The following is a 21,187-nucleotide window of genomic DNA, read 5'->3' on the forward strand; positions in this document are numbered from 1 at the left end:
GATGTGCAATGGCTGTGATACGCCGGTCACAAGCAGGGCACGTTCCTGGTGGGCCGCGCACGCGCCCGGTTGCCGAATCTGCAGGTGCCGGCGGAGGTGCCGTTGCCAGTGATCTAGTTGCCGATCAGCTCGGGGTCGCCGAGCGGGTAGTGGCATTCGACGTCGAGGTACCAGGTCTGCCCGGCCGGCCGGTTCGTGCAGGTCATCGACTCCTGGTTCGGGGCGGTCTTGTCGAGGTTGCAGTCGAGGGGTATCTGGCCGCCGGCAGTGACCAGCCAGCCCATTAGGAGCCTGTCGCCTGCTGAATCTGACTAAAGTTACCTATCCATGCAGATGCTGGTTCGGTTGACCAGTACTCGTATCCGAACAGGTATTATTCAACACCCTACAGTCGTGTCGGGCGCAGAGTCGAAATGTCTCACCGATGGGATCAGCTCTTGAGTCCACGAAGAACCGTCGCCCTTATCTATGGCGGATCCTTGCTGGTTCTTGGACTCTTCGCCATCTATTATGTCGTCAATAGCAAGGACAAAGCCGCAGCTGCAACCGTCGAGGGCGGACTAGCGGCAGTCCTCCTCGGTATCGCTACAGGTGCGCCGCTGGTCGTCCGATTAATTAGAGATCAGCACAAACAGCCGGATGAAAGACAGCTTGTACTGGCAATGAAACAGTTAACTGTCCAACTTATTGATGAGTGGACGAAAGAAGCAGCCATCCGAAAGATTACCACCCCGGCCACTGTCAAGGTCTCATGGCAGTGGAATAGAGACAGAGACCATGCTGTACCGCCAAAGGCGTTGCATGATTTACCACATGGTGCTGGCCCTCGATCAATTGCTCCCAACACATCGCCGCTGCTTACCTCTGGCACAATCCTTCAACTACACGACCTATACGAGAACATCAAAACTGGTAAGTTGGTGATCGTGGGACCAGGGGGTACCGGAAAGACTGCCGCACTTATCTTATTGCTTCTTAAAGAGTTGACACAACCTATCGTTGAGGGCGACAAAGCTTTGCGCCCTATTCCATTCTTAATCTCGGTCTCTGACTGGAATCCCTTCAGGCTTTCGCTCGATGAATGGGCTGCATATGTTCTTTCCAGAGACCATAACTACCTCCGATCCGAAACGTTTGGGCGAGACGCCCCAACGGCGCTCATAAAGACTCGACGAGTTGCCTTATTTCTCGATGGTCTCGATGAGATGCCTGCTGAATATACAGCGGAAGCCATTGCGCAGATTGCGCAACAAACGACGCTTCGGGTAGTTTTGACATCGCGTCCAGAAGAGTATGACCAAGCTGTTGAGGAGCAAGCTTTCGTTCATGCAGCAGTCATTAGGCTGAGCCCTGTCGACGCCCCCACAGCTGCAGAGTACCTCTTACGCGGTCAGACGGTTAACAGAGATCAATGGAGAGAGGTCTCCTCAAAGTTAATGTCGGGCTATCGGCCAGATATCAATAAAGTGTTGTGTACGCCGCTCTACCTGAGCTTAATGCGGGAGCAGTACCGTAATCGTACACATGGTAACCCCAATGAAATCTTTGATAAGTCGCGGTTCCCTACATCGGCCGCTATCAGAGGTCATCTCCTCGGGGGAATTGTGGAACGTGCGGAGTCTAAGCCGGACCTGACGAACGTGCGCAGTTATATGGCTTGGCTTGCCAAGGAGATGAATATACGTGAGACGCGAAACCTGCCGTGGTGGCGTGTTCGGCAATGGCTGCCACCTGTACCGGTCGTACTCGCATGCCTGCTGTTTGCCTCTGCTGGCGGTATAACCAATTGGGTTCTGGCTGATCCCTATACAGGGATGATCTGGTATGTGGGCGTGCTTATGACATCTCTTCCTGTGACGCTTGTATTGATCAGGCCGATTCCGATTTCGCGAACGTATGCGCGCAACCTGGCACGACGTAGTCTGTTCGCCTTCTCTCTTGGATTGTCGGCATTCGGGATAGGCATTCTGCTACATGTTGCTGAGGGAGAATTCAGAGGGGCGGCAGCAGCACCGGTCGCTGTAATTTTTGGCATTATTGGGGGGCTTGGCATTAGGATGATGTGGTATAGGGATCGCCCGCTGCGGGTCTCTGCGGGATTTCCCCGCTTGACTGACTTCTGTTTAGGACTGGTGGCAGGCGGAGTTGGCGCAGTAATAACCGCACTGCTAGGCACTGCTGCAGTCGGATCGCGTCGTGCTATTGAATCTGCGATCGCAGTTCTTGCCATCGGAACAGTGGGATTGGCTCTAATTGCAAGGATCACGCGCCCCGACGACATGCCCCGTGATCGTCCTACCCCGATAGAGTCGTTTCGTAGTGACAGAATGGGCGGCGTGCTGTTTGCAACTATCGGCGGAACCTCTATTGCTCTAGCGGTGGCAGTTCCAATTGTACTGACTAGAGGATTTGTGGCGGGCGTCGAAACTGGGGCATCCGCAGGAATTCTTGTTGCCACAGCAGCAATGCTTATAGTATGTCAGTCCGTATCACTCTCGGCTAGTGCGTTCTTGGATCCACGAAAACGCTGTCCGAGGTCGCTGGTCCCGTACCTTGATAAATGTCGAGATGCACAGATACTTCGGCAGGTTGGTACCACGTACCAGTTCCGGCATGCAGACCTACAAGACTACTTGGCTGGCAATTGAGTGGTTGCTCGTGCTGACATATTATCTTGGCGGAATGGTAGGGCAAGACCCTTAATACCCTACTGGCCGTACGCGGCTGTGGTCATGACGACAGAGGGGCGTGGCTTCTCAACGCCACGGCCAGAACCGCGGTTGGCTGGTTGCGCTACAACCCTTAGCAGGAGGAGCTTCAAGGAAGCGCAGGCCTGACCGGGGACTAAAGCCGAGGCTCGCGGGACCGGCGCGACCCATCCCAACCGTCGCTGGAGGCGCTACCGTTCGGAAACACACCATCGTCGGGAGGGCGGATGCCGCAGGTCGTCGACTTCGAGACGGTGTCCACCGCGGGGCTGGAGTCGTCCCCGTTCCCTGAGGCGCTCGCCGGGCTGAGGGCCAACGAGGCGCGCTACTACAAGAACAAGTACGGCCATGACTTCGCGGTCGTCCCGGCGAGCGAGGCGACGGACACGATCGACTGGGTGAACCGCATCCTCGCGGACGAGCGCGACATCGTGATCTCGGGCCGCCCGATCGAGGCGACGTCCTTCGAAGTCGACGGGACGCGGATGGCCTACGTGTTCTACGAGTCCGGCCTGTCGATCAACGTGATGTACGGCCTGGCGGAGGGCACCAAGCGTGCGGTCGGGTTCAAGCTGTCGGAGGGCATGGAGGTTCCCGAGGAGCTCGCGTCCCGCTTCAAGTTCGCGCGGCAGAAGTCGAAGCTGGCCGGCACGATCCGGGGCTCCTTCTTCGTGATCAAGGGCGAGTACTGACAGCGCCCGGCCCGCTATGACCACACTGCTGCGGCCAGGGAAACTTCTGACCATCGCCGACTACGCAGCCCTACCCGAAGATGACCGGCGTCGATGGGAGTTCCAAGAGGGCAGCCTGCTCATGTCGCCGGGCCAACCGCCCCGCCACATGGTCGCCGTCGCCCAGCTGTACGGCGTCATCGAGGGTCAACTGCCTGTGGGTCTACGGGCAGTGCCGAATGTGGACCTCGATCTCCAACTCGCGCCGCCCGACCAGCCGGGGACCTCTCGCCGTCCGGATCTCATCGTCGTCAGCGAGGCTGAGTTCCACCGGGTCGAGAACGAAGGAGGCCTGCTCCGGGCGTCCGCCGCCCTGCTCGTGACGGAGATCCTCTCGCCAGGCTCGCGCCGGACCGACAACCTGGTCAAGCGAGGCGAGTACGCCGACGCCGGCATCCCGTACTACTGGATCATCGACGCCGAGGCCCCAGTCTCGCTGGTCGCGTGCCACTTTGCCGGCACCTTCGGTTACCAGGACTCCGGCGAAATCACCGGCGTCTTCGAGTCGGCCGAGCCCTTCGGAGTCCGCATCGACCTGGACGCACTCTGCTGACCCTGGTGGGCATACTGGGCGCGTGCGGCGTCTGATAGTCACCGAGAACATGTCCTTCGACGGGGTCGTGGCACCCATGGACGGCTGGTTCGACCCGGCCGCCCAGGACGCCGAGGTGGTCGCGGCCATCAACGAGCAGTGCCGCACCGTCGACGCCGTGGTCCTCGGCCGCACCACCTTCAAGGAGTTCGCCGGCTTCTGGCCACATCAGACCGACGACCCGACCGGCTTCACCGACTACCTGAACGCGGTGCAGAAGTACGTCGTGTCGACCTCGCTGGAAGGCACCGACTGGCAGAACACCACGATCCTGCGCGGCCCGGCGGCCGACGAGCTCGCCGCGCTGAAGGACGCGCCCGGCGGCGATATCGACATCACCGGCAGCGTCTCGTTGGTCCACTCCCTGTGGCCCACCGGCCTGATCGACCTGGTCCGGGCCTGGGTGTTCCCGGCAGTCCAGGGTTACGGGCGCCGGCTGCTGCCCGACGGCAGGTCGCAGCGGCTCGAGCTCGTCGGCAGCCGCGTCTTCGACTGCGGCGTGGTACTCATCGAGTACCGCCCGGTGTGACCGCAGGCCGCCAGCTGGAGAACGCCTTCAGAAGTCGTAGCGAACCACCGCGCGCCGCAGCGACGGCTCGTGCACGACCCGGAATCCGGCGGCAAGGGAAGTGCTGAGCTTGCCGACGTGCATCTCGCCCCAGGGCACCTCCTTGCCCGGAGCCGGCTTCATCGGACTCGCAGATCCGCGGCGACCATGCCACGGCGGCCGCCCACCGCGGCTAACCTCGTGCCATGCCCAGTGACCTCGTGTTCAAGACGATGAACGCCGCCCACCGCGTGCTGTTGAAGTTGACCGGCAACCGGGTGGGCGCCAGCTTCGGCGGGATGCCGTCGCTGGAGCTGACCACCATCGGGCGCAAGAGCGGCACGCCGCGTACGGTCATGCTCACCTCGCCGCTGCAGGAGGGCGAAGCCTACGTGATCGTCGCCTCCCGCGGCGGCGACGACACCCATCCCGCCTGGTATCTGAACCTGCTGGCGGATCCGGCGGTGCGGGTGCGGATCGTCGGCCAGCCCGAGCGGGCGATGCACGCCCGGGTGGCCACCGCCGAGGAGCGCGCCAGGATGTGGCCGCTGATCACCACCAGGTACCGCAACTACGCCGGCTACCAGAAGCGCACCACCCGGGAGATCCCGCTGGTGCTGCTGGAACCGCCCGCCCCGGCCTGACCGCGGCCAGTCACGGGTAGGCGACCACCGTGACCGGGACGTCCGGGTTGGCGATGGTCGACGGGCCGCCGGTGTCGTTGACGACGTTGAGGATGCCGCCCTTGCCGTTGGCCGGGTCCAGGAAGATCGTCAGCAGGTCGTGCAGCTCGACGCCCGAGGTGGGCACCTCGTAGGCGTGCGAGGCGAAGATGTCCACGCCCTGGTTGAAGAAGCTGTAGGTGCCCATGCCGTACCCGGTGAAGTGCTCGGCCGAGTCCGTCACCTTGAAGGCTGCGTAACCCAGCGTCGAGGGTGACGACATCCACGCGGCCTGGCTCGGCACGTCGTAGGGCAGCTCGCTCTGGAAGAAGACGTCCGTGCCGTACGCGCCGTTCCAGATCACCTGGAACTTCTGGTAGTGCTCGACGAACAGCCCGGTCGCCGTCACGTGGTCGCCGTTGACGATCACCCCGGTGTCGGCGGTGTTCTGGGTCCAGCCGACACCGCTGCCGTGGTCGGCCCGCCAGGCCCAGATGTCGTCGAGCACGACGTGGTCGCTGTTCACCTCGAGGCTGACGCTCGCCTTGCCGGGGTGTGGGCCGCCGATCCGGAAGAACACGTCCTGCAGGCCGGTCGGGTTCGCCGGGTCGCTCCACCCGTTGTGCTCCCTGGCGGCACCGCCCGCCGCGTGCCGGGTGCCGATCCGCAGCAGCGCCGGTGAGTTCACCGGGCCCGCGTCGATGAGCAGGCCCGCGATGTCGACGCCGGGCACGTCGGCCACGCTCATCGCCACCGCGCCGCCGGTCGCGGTCAGGGTGGCAAAGCCCAGGCCCAGCACGACAGTGCCGGCCCGCTTCACCGTGATCGTCCGGTCGATGTCGTACCCGCCGGGCGTCAGCAGCAGGTTCTTCCCGCGCGCCAGCTGGCTGTTGATCTCCTGCACCGAGTCCGAGGGCCGGGCCACGAAGAAGTCCGACAGTGGGATCGACCGTCCCGCCGGGGTACCGCCCGACCAGCTGGTGCCGGCCGAGTCGCGCCGGGCCGCCGGGACGAACACCTGGTACTGCCCGCTGCCGTCGACGTACAGGTACGGCTTCTCGCGGCTGACCGGGGTGGTGGCCAGCGTGGTGTACGGGCCGCCGCAGCTCGGCTGCGCCGGGAAGCACTGGGCCGGGGCGCCCGCCACCCCGGAGAAGACCTGGTTCCACACCCCGTTGGTCCAGCTGCCCACCGAGCTGTTGCGGACGTAGAACTGCTGTTGCGAGCCGTTGACCACGGTGCCGTCCAACCGCGAGTCGGCGATGAAGCCACCGCTGGCGAAGGACGGCCCGGTGCAGTAGTCCATCAGCGTGGTGAGCCCGTTGACGTGCACCCGGCGCATCGGCGCGGCCTGCGAGACCGCCCAGAACTCACCGGTGTAGCAACCGAAATCCGGATTGGTGACGTTGATGGTGAGGTTGGACAGCGACCGCCAGAAGTTGTTCAGGGCGATGCACCCGCTGTCGCCGCACTGGTTGCGGACGTAGACCGAGCCGTTGATCACCACGTCGTCCGGGGAGGCCCCGAGGCCGGCGACCTCGGTGTAGTAGCCCACCGCGAAGTTCAGCGGATGGTCGGCCGTTCCGTAGCTGCCCGGCTTGAACAGCAGGGCATAGCGCTGGCTGCCGAACTGGTTGGCGATCTGCTCCGCCGCGACCGCGTCGACCGCCTGCTGGATCTCGGCCAACGGCATCGACGGGTCGAACACGTACGCGTTCGGGCCGAGGTCCGGCTGGCCGGCCGCCGCTCCCGGAGGGGCGGACCCGGCCGGGCTGGCGGCACCCGCCTCGGCAGGTGCCACCAGGACCGAACAGGCGGTGATCAGTGCCAGGACGACGGCGGCCCGAGCGGCGCGGACGCGGCTGGCAAACGGCCGGGTTGGTAGATGCATCATGGCGGAAGCCCCCTCTATCGCAGATTAGGGCACGTTTCCGGCCACCGCCTCCCCGGGCTACAGCGCCGAGTTGTCGCTGACCAGGAAGCCCGCCGCGCTCGGCGCCCCGGCGTTGGTGAAGCAGTTGACGTCCCGCACCACCGTGTCGGCCCCGACGTGCGTCCAGGCGAAGTTCAGGCCGCAGAAGTCCGAGCCCGGCCCGGACCCGGTCACCTGGATGTCGTCGGGCAGCACCGCCAGCTTCGGGAACGTCACCAGCGACAGGGTGCCCGCGCTGAGGGTGTTCGCGCCGGCGCCGAGGACGCTGTTGTAGTTGGTGGCGACCGGGCCGCCGACCGGCTTGTTCCACAGGTAGCCGAAGTACTTGGGCGGTATCGCCCCGCCGTACAGCGAGCGCTGGTACTGGTAGGTCAGCGTGAACTGGGTGTCGGCCGGCGCGCCGCCGGCGTTGTAGCAGGTCACCTGGGCGAGCTGGCCGCTGGTGCCCGAGGACCAGCCCAGCACCTTGCAGCGGGCCGGCACCGTCGCCGGGCTGACCGCGGTGGCCTGCAGGCTGCCGTCCATCGGGCCGGGCGTGCCCAGGCCGGGGAACTTGACGGTCCACTGCCCGAGCCCGGTGTGCGACACCGCGTTGCCCAAGCCGGCCGAGTTGTACTGGCTGACCAGCGCCCCGCCGGCCGTGGAGTTCACGTACCCGAACGCGCCACCCGGCGAGGCCGGCCCGGAGCTGCTGCTGTAGATCGCGCTGAAGTCGGTGAAGTCCGGCGCGCCGCCGGGCCGGTAGCAGCTGATCGAGGCCACCTGGTTGGTGCCGGATGCCGCGAAGCCGTTCACCTGGCACCAGTGCGGCGCCGAGTTGATCGCCGTCACGTGCACCACGCCGCCCAGCGCCTCCGCGCCGGCGAAAGTGATCTTGTACTGGCCGGTGCCGACCACGGCAACCGTGGTGCCGGCCGGTGTGGTGCCCGAACCGACGACGGCACCGCCGCTGTAGAGCACGAAGGCGAACCGGTCCGGCACCGCCGCTCCGGCCGGGCCGGCCGTGCTGACCAGCGGAGCCGCCAGCGCGGCCAGCGACAGCCCGACGGCCAGCGGCCGCATACCGATTCTGGGTAGGTAAGGCATCCGGGCCTCCCGCAGATGTGTCCGAGGTGGGCGGGACACTATCCAGGACGAGAGCCTAAAAGCAAGCAAATCGTACAAATGGGTAAGCAACCGTGACCGCCGTTGAACCAAGCCGGCGCCGGCTGCGTCTGTTCAGGCAGGGCGGGTTCGACAAGGCCGCTACCCGGCCGGGCGAACGGCCGGACCTGCCGTCAGCGGAAGAGGTGGTTGGAATGACGAACCGCAGCCGAGGGACCATCATCGCCCTGACCGTCCTGGTGGTGGTGGGGTTGGCGGTGGACGCCTACGTGCACTTCGACCTGGCATCGGCCTTCAAGAACAACAAGACCTCCACGCTGAGCGAGGCCGACATGTTCCGGGCCGAAGCGACGGTGGCGATCATCGCGGCGCTGGCCCTGCTGCTGCGGCCGCGCCGGTACACGGCGGCCTTCGCGTTCCTGGTGGCCGCGGCTGGGCTGGTCGCGGTGCTGGTCACCCGCTACGTCGAGTTCGGCGCCATCGGGCCCATCCCGAAGCTGTACGACCCGTACTGGGAACCGACCGGGAAATGGCTGAGCGCGATCGCCGAGGGCGTGGCCGCGGTGGCGGCACTGGCGCTGACGGCCCTGCTGCCGGCCCGGGCGGCCCGGACCGACCTCGCGCGCCGGCCGGTGCTGGGCAGCCGCGGCTGAAGTCAGCCGGCGACCGGGCCGTCCGGCCGGTTGGTGACGACCCGCTCGACGCGACGGTCGGGCACCAGCCAGATCAGGGCCACCAGGACGTAGACCGCGACCCCCAGCCAGCGGTTGACGAAGGACAGCCCGATGCCCAGGCAGTACAGCACCGGCGACAGCTTGCCCTTGGCGTCCCGGCCGACGGCGGTGGCCAGCAGCGAGTCCGGGCCGCAGGCCCGCAGCAGGGTGGCCTGCAGCAGGTAGTAGGCCAGCGCCGCCGCGAGCAGCACGATGCCGTAGGCCGCGGTGGGCACCGGCGGAAAGTCGTTCTCGCTCATCCAGCCGGTCAGGAACGGCACCAGGGACAACCAGAACAGCAGGTGCAGGTTGGCCCACAGCACCCCGCCGGACACCCGGTCCACCACCGCCAGCATGTGGTGGTGGTTGTTCCAGTAGATGCCCAGGTAGACGAAGCTGAGGACGTAGGCCAGCAGCACCGGTAGCTCACCCCGCAGCGCCGCCCACGTCGTCTCCTCGGGCACGTGCAGTTCCAGCACCATGATGGTGATCAGGATGGCGATGACGCCGTCGCTGAAGGCTTCCAGGCGGTCGGTGGGCATGGCGCGAGGCTAGTGGCCGGGGCGCCGGAGTTACCGACGTTCCCGCAATATCTGCACGCCGGGACCGGTCAGGTCCTCCAGCACCGCCTTGCGGCCGGCGGTCGCCATCAGCAACGAGATGGCCGGGCCTTCGACCACCGGGCCGGAACCGAGCGAGTAGTCGGTGTCGCTCGCCTTCAGCGTGACCCCGGCGATCCGCCGCCGGGCGCCGAGCAGCGCGTTGAGCTTGGCGTAGTAGCTGATCACCCGGGTCACCTGCGGCAGCGGGTAGCTGTGCGCAATGCCGAGCGGCCGGCGGATGTCCTCGCCGTGCACGAACGCCTCGCCCAGCCAGGTGGTGGCCGGCGCCGGCGGCGAGGAGGTCCGCAGCCGGACCTCGCGGAAGGTGGCCAGCGTCGCCTCCGGGCCGTCGGCCCGCTCCCGGGCCACCAGCTTGTCCATGAACCGGTGGAAATCGAAGCCGGCGCCGGCCAGCCCGGGGAAGAACCGCAGCGGGGTCATCTTGGCGGCTGCCACCAGGTGGGCCAGCACGTCGTGCACGGTCCAGCGCTGGGACAGCGACGGGGTCTGCCACTGGCCGGGGCTGAGGCCGGTCAGGTCGTCGATCAGCGCCTGGCGCTCGGCATGGATGGTCGGCCAGATGGTCTCGGCCACGGATGGGACCCCCTCGATCAGAACCGCAGGCCGATGCCATCCCCCGCGACTGGTCAACGCACCTGTCGCATGTGGCAGCACCTTAGCAAGCCGGTTCTTGCCCGAGTTCGTCCTGTGCCGGCCGGGCGGCTACGCCCCGCCGACCTCCTGCAGGCAGCGCTGCCGGGACGCGATCGTGTCCGGATCCTCGGGGTCCAGCTCGATCGCCCGGTTCAGGTCGGCCAGCGCCTCCGGCCACCGGCCGGCGGCCATGAACGCCGCTGCCCGGTTGAACCGCAGCACCGCCGAGTCGCCGATCTCCAGGGCCCGTTGCAGATCTGACAGCGCGGCGTCCAGGTCACCCTGCTCGAAGGCCACCGAGGCCCGCCCGGCCCAGCCGGCCTGCAGCCCCGGGTCGGCGGCGACGGCGGCGCCGAACGCCTCGGCGGCGGCCGGCGCGTTCCCGGCCGCCGCTTCCAGCTGGCCCAGGATGCTGAGCAGGTACGGGTTCGCCGGCTCCAGCGCCAGCCCGGCCAGCACGTCCCGGCGGGCTGCCTCGTCCTCGCCCAGGTCGGCCAGGATGCCCGCCCGGTTGATGTAGGCGTTGAGGAAGGCCGGGTTCAACTCCAGCGCATAGCCGAAGTCCGCCAGCGCCCCGTCGAGGTCGCCCTGCTCGGCCCGGATGTCGCCCCGGTTGTAGTAAGCCTCCGGCAGCGGCGGAGACAGCCGCATCGCCTCCTCGAATTCCGCGATCGCCTCGGCGTCCCGGCCGAGGCGGTGCAGCACGCTGCCCCGGTCGAAGTGGTACGGCGCGTAGTTCGGGTCCTGCGCGATGGCCTGGGAGTAGTCGGCCACCGCCTCTTCCAGCTGGCCGGCCGCCGCCCGCACCTGCCCGCCGTTGTGGATCAGGACCGACCGGTGCAGCAGGTGCTCGTCCGGCGCCAGTTCGGCCGCCAACCGGGCCGAGCCCTCCTCCACCAGCCGCAGCGCCTCGGCGTAGTTGCCCAGGTGCGCCTCGACGAGGGCGAGGCCGTTCTGCATGAACACCGTGTGGAAGGCCCGCTCGGCCGGGTCGGCGAAGGTGGTCGCGAAGGCGATCGCCTGGTTGATCCACGCCTTGGCCGCAAGGTGGTCGATCCGGTCCGGCCGGTGGTGGCGGGTGTAGAGCATCGCGGTGCTGTACGCCGCCGTCATGTGCATCTCGGGCTCGGTGGTGTAGAGCCGGGCCTCGTGGTAGAGCGACTCGACGTCGTCCGGCTGCCCGACCATGATCAGGGCCAGCGCCAGCCGCGCGGTCGCCAGGTGGGCCAGCTTGCTGCGGCTCCAGTCGACCAGCGGACGCAGCCGCCGGGTCAGGTCGACGGTGGCGGCGTAGAAGCCCATCAGGCTGCAGTGGTCGATCGCGAACTTCAGCGCGTCGACTCCGGCGCCGTGCGGGTCGCTGCCCCGTTCCAGGTGGTAGGGAATCGCACCCAGGCGCAGCGACAGCTCCTGCCGTTCCAGTAGCTCGGCCGCCCGCCGGTCGTGCAGCCGGGCCCGCTCGGCCGGGTCCAGCGCCAGGTAGGCCGCCCGGCCGGCCGGGTCGTCGGCGAGGCACTCGGTACCGACGTAGCCGGTGGCCAGCCGCTCCCGGTCCGGGCCCGCCACCGGGGCCGTCACCGGATCCGGGGCCGGCCGCTCCGATTCGACGGTGGCCGGCACGTCGTGGCGCACCGCGTACCTGCCCAGCGCCGTGGCCAGCGGCTCGGCGACCTGCTCGGCACCGGTGCAGACCACCAGAGTCAGCAGGCCGGGGTCGATGCGGCGCAGCAGCACGGCGAGCAGCTCGGCATCGGTGGCGTCGGCGTGCTCGACGTTGTCCACGGTGATCGAGCACGGCCGGCCGTAGGAGGTGAGGTAGTTCCGCAGGAACTCGGTGATGCCGTGGGCGAGCTGGGTGATCCGGTCCGCCGGGTAGAAGCGGGTGCGTTCGCGCACCGTCGCCGCCGAGGTCAGGGTCTCGCGGCGCATCGGCATCCGGTCACTGAGCTCGGGCGCCATGGCCAGGATCTCGATGTCGTACCGGCCGGGCAGGTCGGGAGCCGCCGCCAGTGCGGCCGGCACCACCGCACGCAGCAACTCCCCTGCCGCGGTGTACGGCCCGCGCAGCCGGCGATGTGCGTCCAGGGGCTCGGTCAGTGCGGGCAGCGGCGTCAGCGTGGCGGCCAGCGCCGCCCGGCCCTCGCGCGAACCTGCCACGACCCAGTGGTGCTGCGGTCCAGTCATGTGTCTCTCCTAGTCGGGGAACTTCTCAGTCGAGAACGTGTGCGGTGCTCCGGGCGCGGCGTTCCCGGCGCTCGCGCAGCCCGAGGACGGCCACCAGCGCCAGCTGTGCCACGGTCAGGAGCAGGAAGGCCGCCGAGTCGGCGAGGGCGTCGGCACCCACCCCCGGGCCACCGGTCAGCCGGTCGCGCACGTCGCCGAACAGCCGGCCGAGCACCGGCAGCACCGCCAGGACGAAGGAGCCGATCGAGACCAGGTAGCCGCCGGCCAGCACCCAGCAGTACCAGCGGGCGGCGGCCCGGTCGCGCGGGTGCCACAGCGTCTCGTCGGACACCCGGTGCCGGCGGCCGAGCGCCCGGTGCAGCCGGTTGACGATCCACCGGGCGGTGGTCCGGTGCAGGTCCACGCAGCCGAGCACGGTGACCACCAGCTGGTAGAGGTCGGTCTGGAGGAAGAAGTAGAACTGCCAGACGATCCTGAGCACCGTCAGGAATGCCAGGGCCAGGCAGATCCGGCCGGCCAGCGGCATTCCACCGTCCGAGTGTCGTAGGGCCGCTGCGACCAGCGACAGGCCGGCCACCGCGACCAGGTCGGCGAGCATGCCAGCCAGGATCGGCAGGAAGCGGCGACGGCGCGGCACCACCACCAACCCGTCCAGCGTGGTCTCGGCGACCAGCAGGTACAACCTGCGGCCGAGCCGCAGCCGCGAGTGCAGCCCCAGCCGCCGGCCGGCCAGGGCGTGGAACGCCTCGTGCAGGAGCACCAGCGGCAGCTGCCCGAACACCGCCAGCGCCAGGACGCCGGTGGCGTAGCCGGTGAACAGCAGGTGCTCGGGCCGGGGCGCCAGGTCCGGGTGCCTGGCCATCGCCACGGCGGCCGCCAGGACCACCGCGAGGTAGACCAGCCAGGCGGGCCGGCTGAACGCCAGCATGCCCAGCCGCTGCCAGGGCACCGCTGTCACCGGCGGGGCGACCGGCCCGGAGCCGACGAGGAAGCCCAGCTCGTCCATCGCGGCGAGGAACTCGGCCATGTCCACCGGCTCCCCGTACGCTTGGCGGTACCAATCCCCGGCATCGCGCGGGGTCGCTCCCTGCTGCAGCCGGCGCAGCAGCGCCGCGCCGTCCGGCGGCAGGACGCAGTAGGAGTCGACGTCCAGGCGGCCGACGGTGACCTCGGCCTCCTCGTCGAGGAAGACCAGGGCATGCACCGCGACCGGACGGTCCGGATCTCTCCCGAGGTGGTCCTCGGTGTCAGCAGGCAGAGCAGTCACCACTCACTCCGATGTGTTTCGACCGCGCCAGGGCTGAGCGCGGGGCGGCCCGTCGTGGCCGGGCCGCCCCGCTCAGCTCTTCCTAGAGGCACGGCGGCCAGTAGGCGGGCGAGGTGGTGAGGCGGACGGATCCCGCCTTGCGAACCGTGATCTTCTTCATGGCAGACACCTCCTTTCGGGGGTCGGCTCCGTACAGGACGGGGGCAGCGTGCGAGGGCGAAAGGAGAAAAACCTGTCTGCGCACATGTCAGCGCATATGCCTAAGTAGTCCTAATAGCTAATTAGGCAGGATTGCTCCGTGATGACTGCAGATGTAACACTCGGTGCAGTCAGCAGCCCCGTCGCTCCATGACCCGCGGAGTCGAAGTGTCGATCCACATCCTTGGCCCCGTGCGAATACGGTCCGGAACCGAACTGTCGACGCCCTCTCCCAAGCTGGCCCGCACCCTGCTAGGAATTCTTGCCCTGCGCGCCAATACCACGGTGAGCGCCGGCTGGGTCCAGGACGCCTTGTGGGGTGATCGGGCGCCGAAGTCGGCCGCGTCGAACCTGCGCAGCTACCTGGCCGAGCTCCGGCGTGCCCTCGGCCGGGCGGAGGTGGCCGTCGACATCGACAGCGGGCCCGCCGGCTACCGCCTGCACGCCACCCCCGAGACCCTGGATTCGCTGCTCTTCGAGTCGCTGACCGCCCAGGGCAGGTCGATGCTGGCCGTGGGCCGGCCGGCGGCCGCGGCAGACCTCTTCGCCCGGGCCGGGCGACTGTGGCGGGGGCCGGTCCTGGACGCGACGATCGCCCCGCAGGCCGTGCGACCGGAGATCGAGGCGCTGCACGTCAAGCGCCTGAACGCGATCGAGGACGGCATCGAAGCGGGGCTGGCGCTGGGCCGGCACCGGGCGCTGGTGGGCGAGTTGACCGATCTGGTCACCAGGTGGCCGTTGCGGGAACGGCTGTGCGGGCAGTTGATGCTCGCGCTGTACCGCAGTGGCCAGCAGGTCGAGGCGCTGCGGGCCTACCAGGCGCTGCGCCACCGGATGGACGAGGAATTGGGCGTCGCACCGTTCGCCGAGATCCAGGCGTTGCACCGCCGGATACTGCAGGCCGACACCACGCTGGCTTTCCCGCTGGCCGTTACCGGCATCGGCCGGGCGGTCTGAGGACCCGCGCCATCACGCGCGGGTCGGGCGCTCGCCCGAAATGTACGGGGCCGGGTTAGGAAAGCAATCGACTAACCCGGCCCCCGGGGGGCCTTGTTACCCAACTCGAATACTCAGAGTTTAGTCAGCAAGGCACAGTGCCGGCGCGCTTCAGACCCATTCGTAGTTCCGCATCTTTGTCACCCCCTTTTAGGCGTGTGGCACATTCGCAAAGCGAACCGACCTAAAGTCCTATAGCCAGGTGCTAAGGCCGAGGCTAGCTGTAGTGCGGACTGCCCGCCTCTCAGGACTACCCTGCGAACCGTCTATATATTGCTTTATATCGCGGAGTTTCATAGGCGGTGTGGTAGAGAAGTCCGGACATTCCAGCGGTGGTCGGTACGAGTTGCCTGAACACAGCTCGCGCCATACCAATCGGCAGAAGTTGCCCCGCCGAGAGGCTTGAACCGCAATACTTCGTCCAGAGAAGCCCGCTTCTCGTAACGACTCGGGGCTACGAAATGCACCAACCGTTGCCACGTGACAGCATGAAGCGGGTTATGTACTGTCTGGCACCACGGCGCATCACGGATAGACCTTCATGGTCGGTCACCCCGGTGGTCGCACGGTAGCGGACGGTTCGGGCACTGGGGAGTTCTCATGAAGAGCGCGATATCCGCATGGTCGCTGTGGCGTGCACCGCGATGTGCGATCGTCGTCATCCTGATGGTCGATCTCGCGGCCGCCGGCACCGCCTTCTCCTTCCCCACCTCCATCCAAGTGTCTGATCTCGGAACGGCCGCCCTGCTCGGCTCGCTGAGCATCGTCTATTCCCGGTTTACCGTCGGTTGGGAACGAGCCAGGCGCGCGTTGCGCCAGGAGAAGCTGCCGACCCTCTATCCCAATCTGCTCGCCACCTGGGCTTTCGCGGCCGCCGCACTGCTGCCTTTGACACTCGCCGCCGCGGTGATCACGGTTGCGGCAATAGCGGAATGGCCCGCCCGCAATATCGCCGGCCAGGCTACGCCCTACCGCTACGTCTACAGCACCGCGGGTGCAATTCTTGCCGCCACCGCGGCCAACAGCTGCATGTCGCTTTCGCTGCCCTATCAATTGCCACTGGCGCTGGCCGCGCTCGGTTACATGCTGGTCGGCGTGGCAGCGGTGGCACTGGCAATGGTCTCGGCCGGTCAATACCAGGGTTTGAGCTTATTGCTCAAAGCCGAAACCCATAAGCTCGAAGTGCTCACCATTGCGCTGGCCGCCGCCCAGGTCCAGCTGATCACCCTGCACATTCCGCTGGCCTGGCTGTCGCTGCCGGCCGCGATCGTGATCCAGCGCTGGGCGGTGCAGTCGGACCTGCACGTCACCGACGCCGCGATCCGGCCGATGACCGAGGGGGCCTGGCTGACGGTGGCCCGCGAGGTGGTCGCCGCTTGCCCGGTCTCGGCGATCATGCGCATCCAGACCGCCGACCCCAACGCGGTCAGCCTGGTTGCCCGGATGCAGGTCGGCTGCGACGCCATCGGCGCGATCGGCAAGTCGGGCCTGGCCATCCTGCTGGCCGACTGCCCCGGCACCAACGCCGAGTCGCTGGCGATCCGGATGCGTGCCGCCCTCGCCCAGCAGAGCATCCCGGCGCTGGTGGCGGTGGCCGCCAAGCCGCGGGACGGCCAGTCCTCGGCCGACCTGCTGGCGGTCTCGGAGGCCGAGCTGATCGCCCGGGGGGCGGCGCAGCGGCCGTCGAAGACCCTCCGGCCGGAGGCCTGAACCAGGCTCAGGACGCGCCGCTGGTCCCGCCGCCGCGTCCGGTCCGGGCCTGCAGCCGGTCGATATGCTCGGAGGCCTGCGCCTTGGTCAGGTCCGCGGGCAGCTGCTCGCCCGCCTCGCGGGCCAGCGTGTCGAGGTAGCTGCGCTGGGCCCCGGTCATCGGCTCGTCACCGGTGACCCAGTCGCTCGGATCCTTCTCGGTGGTGCCGGCCGCGCCCGGGCTGCTGGCCCCGATGGTCTCCTCGGGGCTCCGGTCGCCGGCCGCGCTGGTGGTCTCGGGCTGCTCGCTCATGCCTTTACCCTAGCGATCCCGCGCGGCGAGCCTTGAGCATGACTTGAGGTTATCGGTGGCCAACATTGAGGCGGCAGCCATCTAACAGAGATCAAACATGCCGAAGGTGCTACTAACAACACCCGTCCGGTCTGACCCCCGACCGGCTCTACCAGGAGATTGCCATGTCGCTTTCGGCCACCACGGTCCGCAGCAAGGTTCTCGCTTCGGCCGCGCTGCTCGGCGCCGCGGCCGGCGCGGCCGGTCTGGGCACCTTCGGCTCGTTCACCTCCGCCACCTCCGCCTCGGCCTCGGTCAGCTCCGGCTCCGTATCGATCGCGCTGGGCACCCCCAACACCGCGGCCAACCGGTTCAGCGTCGCCGCCACCGGGCTGGTTCCCGGCGACACCGTGCAGCGCGCGGTCACCCTGAGCAACGCCGCCGGCAACCAGGCGCTGGCCAGCATCGCGCTGACCACCGCCGCCACCACCAGCTCCAAGCTGGACACCGACCCCACCCTCGGCCTGCAGCTCAAGATCGACTCCTGCTCCGTCGCGTGGACGGAGACCGGCACGGCGCCGGCCTACGCCTACAGCTGCTCGGGCACCACCAAGTCGGTGCTGGCCACCCGGGCCGTGATCGGCAGCAACCTGACGCTGAACAACCTGGCGGCGCTGGCCGCCAACAGCACCGACAACCTGGTGGTGACCATGACCTTCCCGGCCGCCGCGGACAACACCTTCCAGAACCAGTCGTCCGTCGTCAACTTCACCTTCACCGCCACCCAGCGGGCTGCCACCAACCAGTAGTCCGATGACCAGCACCCTGCGTCCGGCCCGCCTGCTGGTGGTCGATGACGACGACGACATCCGTGCGTTGTTCGGCGCCGTCCTGCACCGGGCCGGCTACCAGCCACGGCTGGCCAGTTCCGGCCGGCAGGCGCTCGACGAGGCCGACGAGCTGGTGCCGGACCTGGTGATCTCGGACGTGTCGATGCCGGGACTGTCCGGCCTGGAAGTGTGCCGGGCGCTCAAGGCCGGGCCGCGGACCGCGCAGGCCACCGTGCTGCTGGTCAGCGCGCTGTCCGGCGAGCAGGACCGGGAAGCGGGCCTGCTCGCCGGCGCCGCGGACTACCTGGTCAAGCCGGTCCGGCCGGCGGTGCTGGTAGAGCGGGTCCGCGCGCTGCTCGAGGCCCGGGCATGAGGATGCTGCGCCGGGCAACCCGGCTGCTCAGCACCCTGCTGCTCGGGCTCGCCGTGCTCTGCCTGCTGGCGGTCACCGTGGGCCCGCGGCTGCTGGACTACCGCACCGCGACCATGCTGACCGCCAGCATGGCGCCCGGCATCCGCCCCGGGGACGTCATCGTCGACACGCCGCTGGCGCTGTCCGATGTCCGGGTCGGCCAGGTCCTCACCTACCACATCCCGGTCGGCGACCACCAGGTCGTCAGCCACCGGGTGATCGAGGTCCAGCGGCCGGCGCCCGGCGTGGTCAACATCCGCACCCAGGGCGACGCCAACCCCGCCCCGGATCCCTGGACGGCCACCCTGACCGGCGGCACCGTCTGGCAGGTCCGGGCGGTGGTGCCGAAGGCCGGCGTGGTGATCCGGGCGCTGCGCACCCCCTGGGTGCACACCGCGCTCACCGGGGCGGTTCCGATCCTGGTGCTGGTCTGGCTGCTGATGGGCATCTGGTGGCCGGCCAAGCCGGCTGAGTCGGCTGAATCGGCTGAGACCACTGCACCAGCCGAATCCGTCGAGCCGGCGCCGGCCGATATCGAGCCGGCCGGGACCGGCCGCTAGCCCGTCGCCGCCGACGGCAACCGGACGCAGACCGTCGTGCCGCCACCGGCGGTGTCGGTGATCGAGACGGTGCCGCCGTGCGCGGCCACGATCCGCTCGCAGGTGGCCAGTCCCATCCCCACCCCGTCGGTCTCCGGGTCCAGCCGCACCAGGGGCCGCAGCACCGCCGGCCGCTGCTCGGCCGGGATTCCCGGGCCGTTGTCGGCCACCCGCAGCTCATGCCCCCAGCGGGTCGGGGCCACGGTCACCGCCACCTCGCAGCGGGTGTCCGGGCTGCGGTAGCGGATCGCGTTGTCGATCAGGTTGAACAGCAGCACCCGCAGCTGCACCGGATCGGCGATCACGCTGGCCTGCGCGCAGCGCACCTCGGCGCCGTCGGCCTCCGGGCCGAGTTCGGCCAGCACCTGCTCGACCAGGTGCGCCACCGGCACCAGTTCCCGGCGCGGCGTGCTGCCCATGCTGACGTAGCTGAGCAGCTGGTCGATGGCCGACATCATCCGCTGGTTGGCCGACACCGCACGGTTGGCGTAGTCCAGCGCCGTCGGGTCCTGGAACACCGCCGGATGGTCCTGCAACAGTTCCCCGAAGCCCAGCGACGCGGTCAACGGGGTCTTGAGGTTGTGGCTGAGCTGGGCGGAGAACGAGGCCAGCTGCCGGTGCGAGCGGGCCAGCTCCGTCACCGTCTGGCGGAGCTGGTCGGTGCGGCGGCGCAGTTCCAGCACGTCGATGACGCCGACCGCCAGGGTGTCCAGGGCGCTGCGCTGGCTGGCGTCCAGGCTCCGGGGTTCGGTGTCGAACACGCAGATGGTTCCCAGCAGGTGGCCACCGGGCGCCCGCAACGGGCTGGCGGCGTAGAACCGGACCCGGCCCAGCTCGCCGGTCACCCACGGGTTGGTGGCGAACCGCGGGTCCTGCCGGGTGTCTTCCACCACCACCTGCTCGCCGAGGTGTAGCGCCACCTCGCACATCGAGTCGGCCCGGTCGGTGATCCTCGGCCGGCAGCCGAACGCCGCGAGCGGGTACTGGCGCACCTCATCGATCATGTTCAGCACCGCGGTCGGCACGCCGCAGATGCCGGCCGCCAGTTCGGTGAAGCCGGCCAGCGTCGCCTCGTCGACGATCCCCAGCTGTTGCACCGGCAGCCCGTCGACGATGCCGTACTCGCGCAGTGCCGCGATCCGGTCCCGCTCACGGTCGGCGTCGGTGACGGGGGTCGGCCAGTTCATCCGGCTCCCAGCCGGTAGCCGACGCCGCGCACCGTCCGGATGTAGCGGCCGCTGCGCGGGTCGTCGCCCAGCTTGCGGCGCAGGTTGGCCATGTGTACCTCGACCAGGTGGCCGTCTGAGACCCAGTCGGTGCCCCACACCGTGCGCAGCAGCGTCTCGCGCGGCCAGACCCGGCGCGGGCCGGACAGCAGCGTGGCCAGCAGGTCGAACTCGGTACGGGTCAGGTCCAGCTCCTTGCCGTCCAGGATCGCCAGCCGGCCCTCGACGTCGACCTCCAGGCCACCGTGCCGCAGCGTCTCGGCGGGTGCTAAGAGGACGGAGACCGAGCCACCGGCGGTCCGGGGCCGGCGGAGCATCGCCGCGATCCGGGCCCGCAGCTCGCGCGGGCTGAACGGCTTGGTCAGGTAGTCGTCGGCGCCGATCTCCAGGCCCATCAGCCGGTCGATCTCGTCCGGGCGGGCGGTCAGCATCACCACGTAGGCGTCGGTGATCTCCCGGATCCGCCGGCACACCTCGATGCCGTCCAGGTCGGGCAGGTTCAGGTCCAGGGTCACCACGTCGGGTTGCCGGTCGCGTACCGCGGCGATCCCGTCCGCGCCGGTTGCTGCCTCGACGACCTCGAAACCCGACTGGCGCAGCAACTCAGCGATCAGCGCCCGGATGTCCTCGTCGTCGTCGACGATGACGGCAGACAACGTTCGCTCGTCCAGCACAGCGATCACGTTATGTGACTGGCTACCCGCAGCCCAGCAAAATGCCGAAACTTGGCACGCGGCGTCCGGCGCCAGGGTGGTCAGCAACTGCCGGCCACGGCCGGGGAGGCCGCGCTTGTCCAGTTCAGGTAGACCGTGACCATTGTCAGGGAATAGCTGGAGTTCTTGGACAGGGTGAGCTTCTGGCTGGTGGCGGTCTTGGGCGTGACCGACAGCAGCACGGTGCCGCCGTTGAGGATGGTGTACCCGCTGGCCTGGCCGTCCACGGTCGGGGTCCAGGACAGCGTGACCGAGCAGTTGCTGTTGCGAACGGCGCTGAGGTTCGTCGGCGGATGCAGCATGCCGCTGCTGGCGGATTGGGCCGAGGCAGCCTGCTTGTTGAAGCTGGCCTCGGCCACCGCCGGCACAGCCCATAGGGTTGTCGCGACCAGCACTGCGGCCACAAGTGCCCGCATCACGCCCTCCGCCCCTTCCCGTCCGGAATCCGCTCATACCGCCGGGCCAGGACGTGTCCGGGCCGGTTTCTACTATGCTGACTTCACATCAACCTCACCCGGCGTACACCCTCAAGGTT

Annotated in this window: 23 protein-coding genes; 11 read left to right on the forward strand and 12 right to left on the reverse strand. The window is 68.2% G+C overall.

The window, feature by feature from the left end; all coding sequences use genetic code 11:
* Positions 1-113 precede the first annotated feature (113 nt).
* Positions 114-284: a hypothetical protein gene (locus tag VLJ82_RS20715; RefSeq protein WP_408665267.1), complete on the reverse strand. Its 171-nt coding sequence runs from the start codon at positions 282-284 to the stop codon at positions 114-116.
* A 195-nt stretch (positions 285-479) separates the two neighbouring features.
* Here VLJ82_RS20715 and VLJ82_RS20720 point away from each other — a divergent pair, with 195 nt between their 5' ends.
* The 4 genes from VLJ82_RS20720 (at position 480) to VLJ82_RS20735 (ending at position 4,560) form a co-directional block, all read left to right on the forward strand.
* Positions 480-2,648, forward strand: a complete 2,169-nt coding sequence (locus VLJ82_RS20720; RefSeq protein WP_408665268.1) for an NACHT domain-containing protein — start codon at positions 480-482, stop codon at positions 2,646-2,648.
* Between the two features lie 287 nt (positions 2,649-2,935).
* The gene (locus VLJ82_RS20725; RefSeq protein WP_408665269.1) at positions 2,936-3,400 is read left to right on the forward strand and encodes a phage tail protein; all 465 of its coding nucleotides are present in this window, start codon (positions 2,936-2,938) and stop codon (positions 3,398-3,400) included.
* 16 nt (positions 3,401-3,416) lie between these two features.
* The gene (locus tag VLJ82_RS20730) at positions 3,417-3,992 is read left to right on the forward strand and encodes a Uma2 family endonuclease (protein ID WP_408665270.1); all 576 of its coding nucleotides are present in this window, start codon (positions 3,417-3,419) and stop codon (positions 3,990-3,992) included.
* Between the two features lie 22 nt (positions 3,993-4,014).
* Complete coding sequence (locus VLJ82_RS20735) at positions 4,015-4,560, forward strand: dihydrofolate reductase family protein (protein WP_408665271.1); 546 nt, start codon at positions 4,015-4,017, stop codon at positions 4,558-4,560.
* 27 nt (positions 4,561-4,587) lie between these two features.
* On the opposite strand, the gene VLJ82_RS20740 is transcribed toward VLJ82_RS20735, so the two are convergent.
* The gene (locus VLJ82_RS20740) at positions 4,588-4,722 is read right to left on the reverse strand and encodes a hypothetical protein (protein ID WP_408665272.1); all 135 of its coding nucleotides are present in this window, start codon (positions 4,720-4,722) and stop codon (positions 4,588-4,590) included.
* A gap of 62 nt (positions 4,723-4,784) precedes the next feature.
* Between VLJ82_RS20740 and VLJ82_RS20745 the strand changes: the two genes are divergently transcribed.
* Complete coding sequence (locus tag VLJ82_RS20745; protein ID WP_408665273.1) at positions 4,785-5,222, forward strand: nitroreductase family deazaflavin-dependent oxidoreductase; 438 nt, start codon at positions 4,785-4,787, stop codon at positions 5,220-5,222.
* Positions 5,223-5,232: 10 nt separating this feature from the next.
* Here the strand turns inward: VLJ82_RS20745 and VLJ82_RS20750 are convergent, their stop codons facing one another.
* Complete coding sequence (locus VLJ82_RS20750) at positions 5,233-7,131, reverse strand: adenylyl cyclase (RefSeq protein ID WP_408665297.1); 1,899 nt, start codon at positions 7,129-7,131, stop codon at positions 5,233-5,235.
* Between the two features lie 60 nt (positions 7,132-7,191).
* A complete protein-coding gene (locus VLJ82_RS20755; protein ID WP_408665274.1) occupies positions 7,192-8,235 on the reverse strand; it encodes a hypothetical protein in 1,044 nt (347 codons plus the stop codon).
* A 236-nt stretch (positions 8,236-8,471) separates the two neighbouring features.
* Between VLJ82_RS20755 and VLJ82_RS20760 the strand changes: the two genes are divergently transcribed.
* Positions 8,472-8,930, forward strand: coding sequence for a hypothetical protein (locus VLJ82_RS20760; protein WP_408665275.1), 459 nt, complete (start codon positions 8,472-8,474; stop codon positions 8,928-8,930).
* 2 nt (positions 8,931-8,932) lie between these two features.
* Here VLJ82_RS20760 and VLJ82_RS20765 read toward each other — a convergent pair whose 3' ends face one another.
* From VLJ82_RS20765 to VLJ82_RS20780, 4 genes are all read right to left on the reverse strand, one after another.
* Complete coding sequence (locus VLJ82_RS20765; protein ID WP_408665276.1) at positions 8,933-9,532, reverse strand: TMEM175 family protein; 600 nt, start codon at positions 9,530-9,532, stop codon at positions 8,933-8,935.
* 30 nt (positions 9,533-9,562) lie between these two features.
* Positions 9,563-10,186 (reverse strand): maleylpyruvate isomerase family mycothiol-dependent enzyme, encoded by a 624-nt coding sequence (locus VLJ82_RS20770; protein WP_408665277.1) that lies wholly within the window; start codon positions 10,184-10,186, stop codon positions 9,563-9,565.
* Between the two features lie 129 nt (positions 10,187-10,315).
* Positions 10,316-12,430, reverse strand: a complete 2,115-nt coding sequence (locus VLJ82_RS20775) for a tetratricopeptide repeat protein (RefSeq protein ID WP_408665278.1) — start codon at positions 12,428-12,430, stop codon at positions 10,316-10,318.
* Positions 12,431-12,455: 25 nt separating this feature from the next.
* Complete coding sequence (locus VLJ82_RS20780) at positions 12,456-13,697, reverse strand: hypothetical protein (protein ID WP_408665279.1); 1,242 nt, start codon at positions 13,695-13,697, stop codon at positions 12,456-12,458.
* Positions 13,698-14,087: 390 nt separating this feature from the next.
* On the opposite strand from VLJ82_RS20780, the gene VLJ82_RS20785 reads away from it, so the two are divergent.
* The gene (locus VLJ82_RS20785) at positions 14,088-14,852 is read left to right on the forward strand and encodes an AfsR/SARP family transcriptional regulator (RefSeq protein ID WP_408665280.1); all 765 of its coding nucleotides are present in this window, start codon (positions 14,088-14,090) and stop codon (positions 14,850-14,852) included.
* 639 nt (positions 14,853-15,491) lie between these two features.
* Positions 15,492-16,601 (forward strand): hypothetical protein, encoded by a 1,110-nt coding sequence (locus VLJ82_RS20790; RefSeq protein WP_408665281.1) that lies wholly within the window; start codon positions 15,492-15,494, stop codon positions 16,599-16,601.
* A gap of 7 nt (positions 16,602-16,608) precedes the next feature.
* Here VLJ82_RS20790 and VLJ82_RS20795 read toward each other — a convergent pair whose 3' ends face one another.
* Positions 16,609-16,893 (reverse strand): DUF3072 domain-containing protein, encoded by a 285-nt coding sequence (locus VLJ82_RS20795; protein ID WP_408665282.1) that lies wholly within the window; start codon positions 16,891-16,893, stop codon positions 16,609-16,611.
* Between the two features lie 164 nt (positions 16,894-17,057).
* Between VLJ82_RS20795 and VLJ82_RS20800 the strand changes: the two genes are divergently transcribed.
* From VLJ82_RS20800 to VLJ82_RS20810, 3 genes are read left to right on the forward strand one after another with little or no spacing between them, the layout of a single operon-like run.
* Entirely contained in the window at positions 17,058-17,681 is a 624-nt protein-coding gene (locus VLJ82_RS20800) for a TasA family protein (protein ID WP_408665283.1), read from the forward strand.
* Positions 17,682-17,685: 4 nt separating this feature from the next.
* Positions 17,686-18,075 carry a response regulator gene (locus VLJ82_RS20805; RefSeq protein ID WP_408665284.1) on the forward strand — a complete coding sequence of 130 codons (390 nt, stop codon included), beginning with the start codon at positions 17,686-17,688 and terminating at the stop codon, positions 18,073-18,075.
* Entirely contained in the window at positions 18,072-18,674 is a 603-nt protein-coding gene (locus VLJ82_RS20810; protein WP_408665285.1) for a signal peptidase I, read from the forward strand. The genes VLJ82_RS20805 and VLJ82_RS20810 overlap by 4 nt, the downstream gene beginning before the upstream one ends.
* On the opposite strand, the gene VLJ82_RS20815 is transcribed toward VLJ82_RS20810, so the two are convergent.
* From VLJ82_RS20815 to VLJ82_RS20825, 3 genes are all read right to left on the reverse strand, one after another.
* On the reverse strand, positions 18,671-19,900 hold the full coding sequence (locus VLJ82_RS20815) for a sensor histidine kinase (protein WP_408665286.1): 1,230 nt from the start codon (positions 19,898-19,900) through the stop codon (positions 18,671-18,673). The genes VLJ82_RS20810 and VLJ82_RS20815 overlap by 4 nt on opposite strands.
* Complete coding sequence (locus VLJ82_RS20820) at positions 19,897-20,622, reverse strand: response regulator (protein WP_408665287.1); 726 nt, start codon at positions 20,620-20,622, stop codon at positions 19,897-19,899. Before VLJ82_RS20820 ends, VLJ82_RS20815 begins: the two co-directional genes overlap by 4 nt.
* A 71-nt stretch (positions 20,623-20,693) precedes the next feature.
* Positions 20,694-21,020 (reverse strand): hypothetical protein, encoded by a 327-nt coding sequence (locus VLJ82_RS20825; RefSeq protein ID WP_408665288.1) that lies wholly within the window; start codon positions 21,018-21,020, stop codon positions 20,694-20,696.
* Positions 21,021-21,187 lie beyond the last annotated feature (167 nt).

Source organism: Jatrophihabitans sp. (assembly GCF_035474675.1).
Taxonomy (GTDB): domain Bacteria; phylum Actinomycetota; class Actinomycetes; order Mycobacteriales; family Jatrophihabitantaceae; genus Jatrophihabitans_A.

Coding starts and splice junctions, on each gene's coding strand:
- VLJ82_RS20715 (WP_408665267.1), bottom strand. CDS start 284: ATGGGCTGGCTGGTCACTGCCGGCGGCCAGATACCCCTCGACTGCAAC.
- VLJ82_RS20725 (WP_408665269.1), top strand. CDS start 2,936: ATGCCGCAGGTCGTCGACTTCGAGACGGTGTCCACCGCGGGGCTGGAG.
- VLJ82_RS20730 (WP_408665270.1), top strand. CDS start 3,417: ATGACCACACTGCTGCGGCCAGGGAAACTTCTGACCATCGCCGACTAC.
- VLJ82_RS20740 (WP_408665272.1), bottom strand. CDS start 4,722: ATGAAGCCGGCTCCGGGCAAGGAGGTGCCCTGGGGCGAGATGCACGTC.
- VLJ82_RS20745 (WP_408665273.1), top strand. CDS start 4,785: ATGCCCAGTGACCTCGTGTTCAAGACGATGAACGCCGCCCACCGCGTG.
- VLJ82_RS20750 (WP_408665297.1), bottom strand. CDS start 7,131: ATGCATCTACCAACCCGGCCGTTTGCCAGCCGCGTCCGCGCCGCTCGG.
- VLJ82_RS20755 (WP_408665274.1), bottom strand. CDS start 8,235: ATGCGGCCGCTGGCCGTCGGGCTGTCGCTGGCCGCGCTGGCGGCTCCG.
- VLJ82_RS20760 (WP_408665275.1), top strand. CDS start 8,472: ATGACGAACCGCAGCCGAGGGACCATCATCGCCCTGACCGTCCTGGTG.
- VLJ82_RS20765 (WP_408665276.1), bottom strand. CDS start 9,532: ATGCCCACCGACCGCCTGGAAGCCTTCAGCGACGGCGTCATCGCCATC.
- VLJ82_RS20775 (WP_408665278.1), bottom strand. CDS start 12,430: ATGACTGGACCGCAGCACCACTGGGTCGTGGCAGGTTCGCGCGAGGGC.
- VLJ82_RS20790 (WP_408665281.1), top strand. CDS start 15,492: ATGAAGAGCGCGATATCCGCATGGTCGCTGTGGCGTGCACCGCGATGT.
- VLJ82_RS20795 (WP_408665282.1), bottom strand. CDS start 16,893: ATGAGCGAGCAGCCCGAGACCACCAGCGCGGCCGGCGACCGGAGCCCC.
- VLJ82_RS20800 (WP_408665283.1), top strand. CDS start 17,058: ATGTCGCTTTCGGCCACCACGGTCCGCAGCAAGGTTCTCGCTTCGGCC.
- VLJ82_RS20805 (WP_408665284.1), top strand. CDS start 17,686: ATGACCAGCACCCTGCGTCCGGCCCGCCTGCTGGTGGTCGATGACGAC.
- VLJ82_RS20810 (WP_408665285.1), top strand. CDS start 18,072: ATGAGGATGCTGCGCCGGGCAACCCGGCTGCTCAGCACCCTGCTGCTC.
- VLJ82_RS20815 (WP_408665286.1), bottom strand. CDS start 19,900: ATGAACTGGCCGACCCCCGTCACCGACGCCGACCGTGAGCGGGACCGG.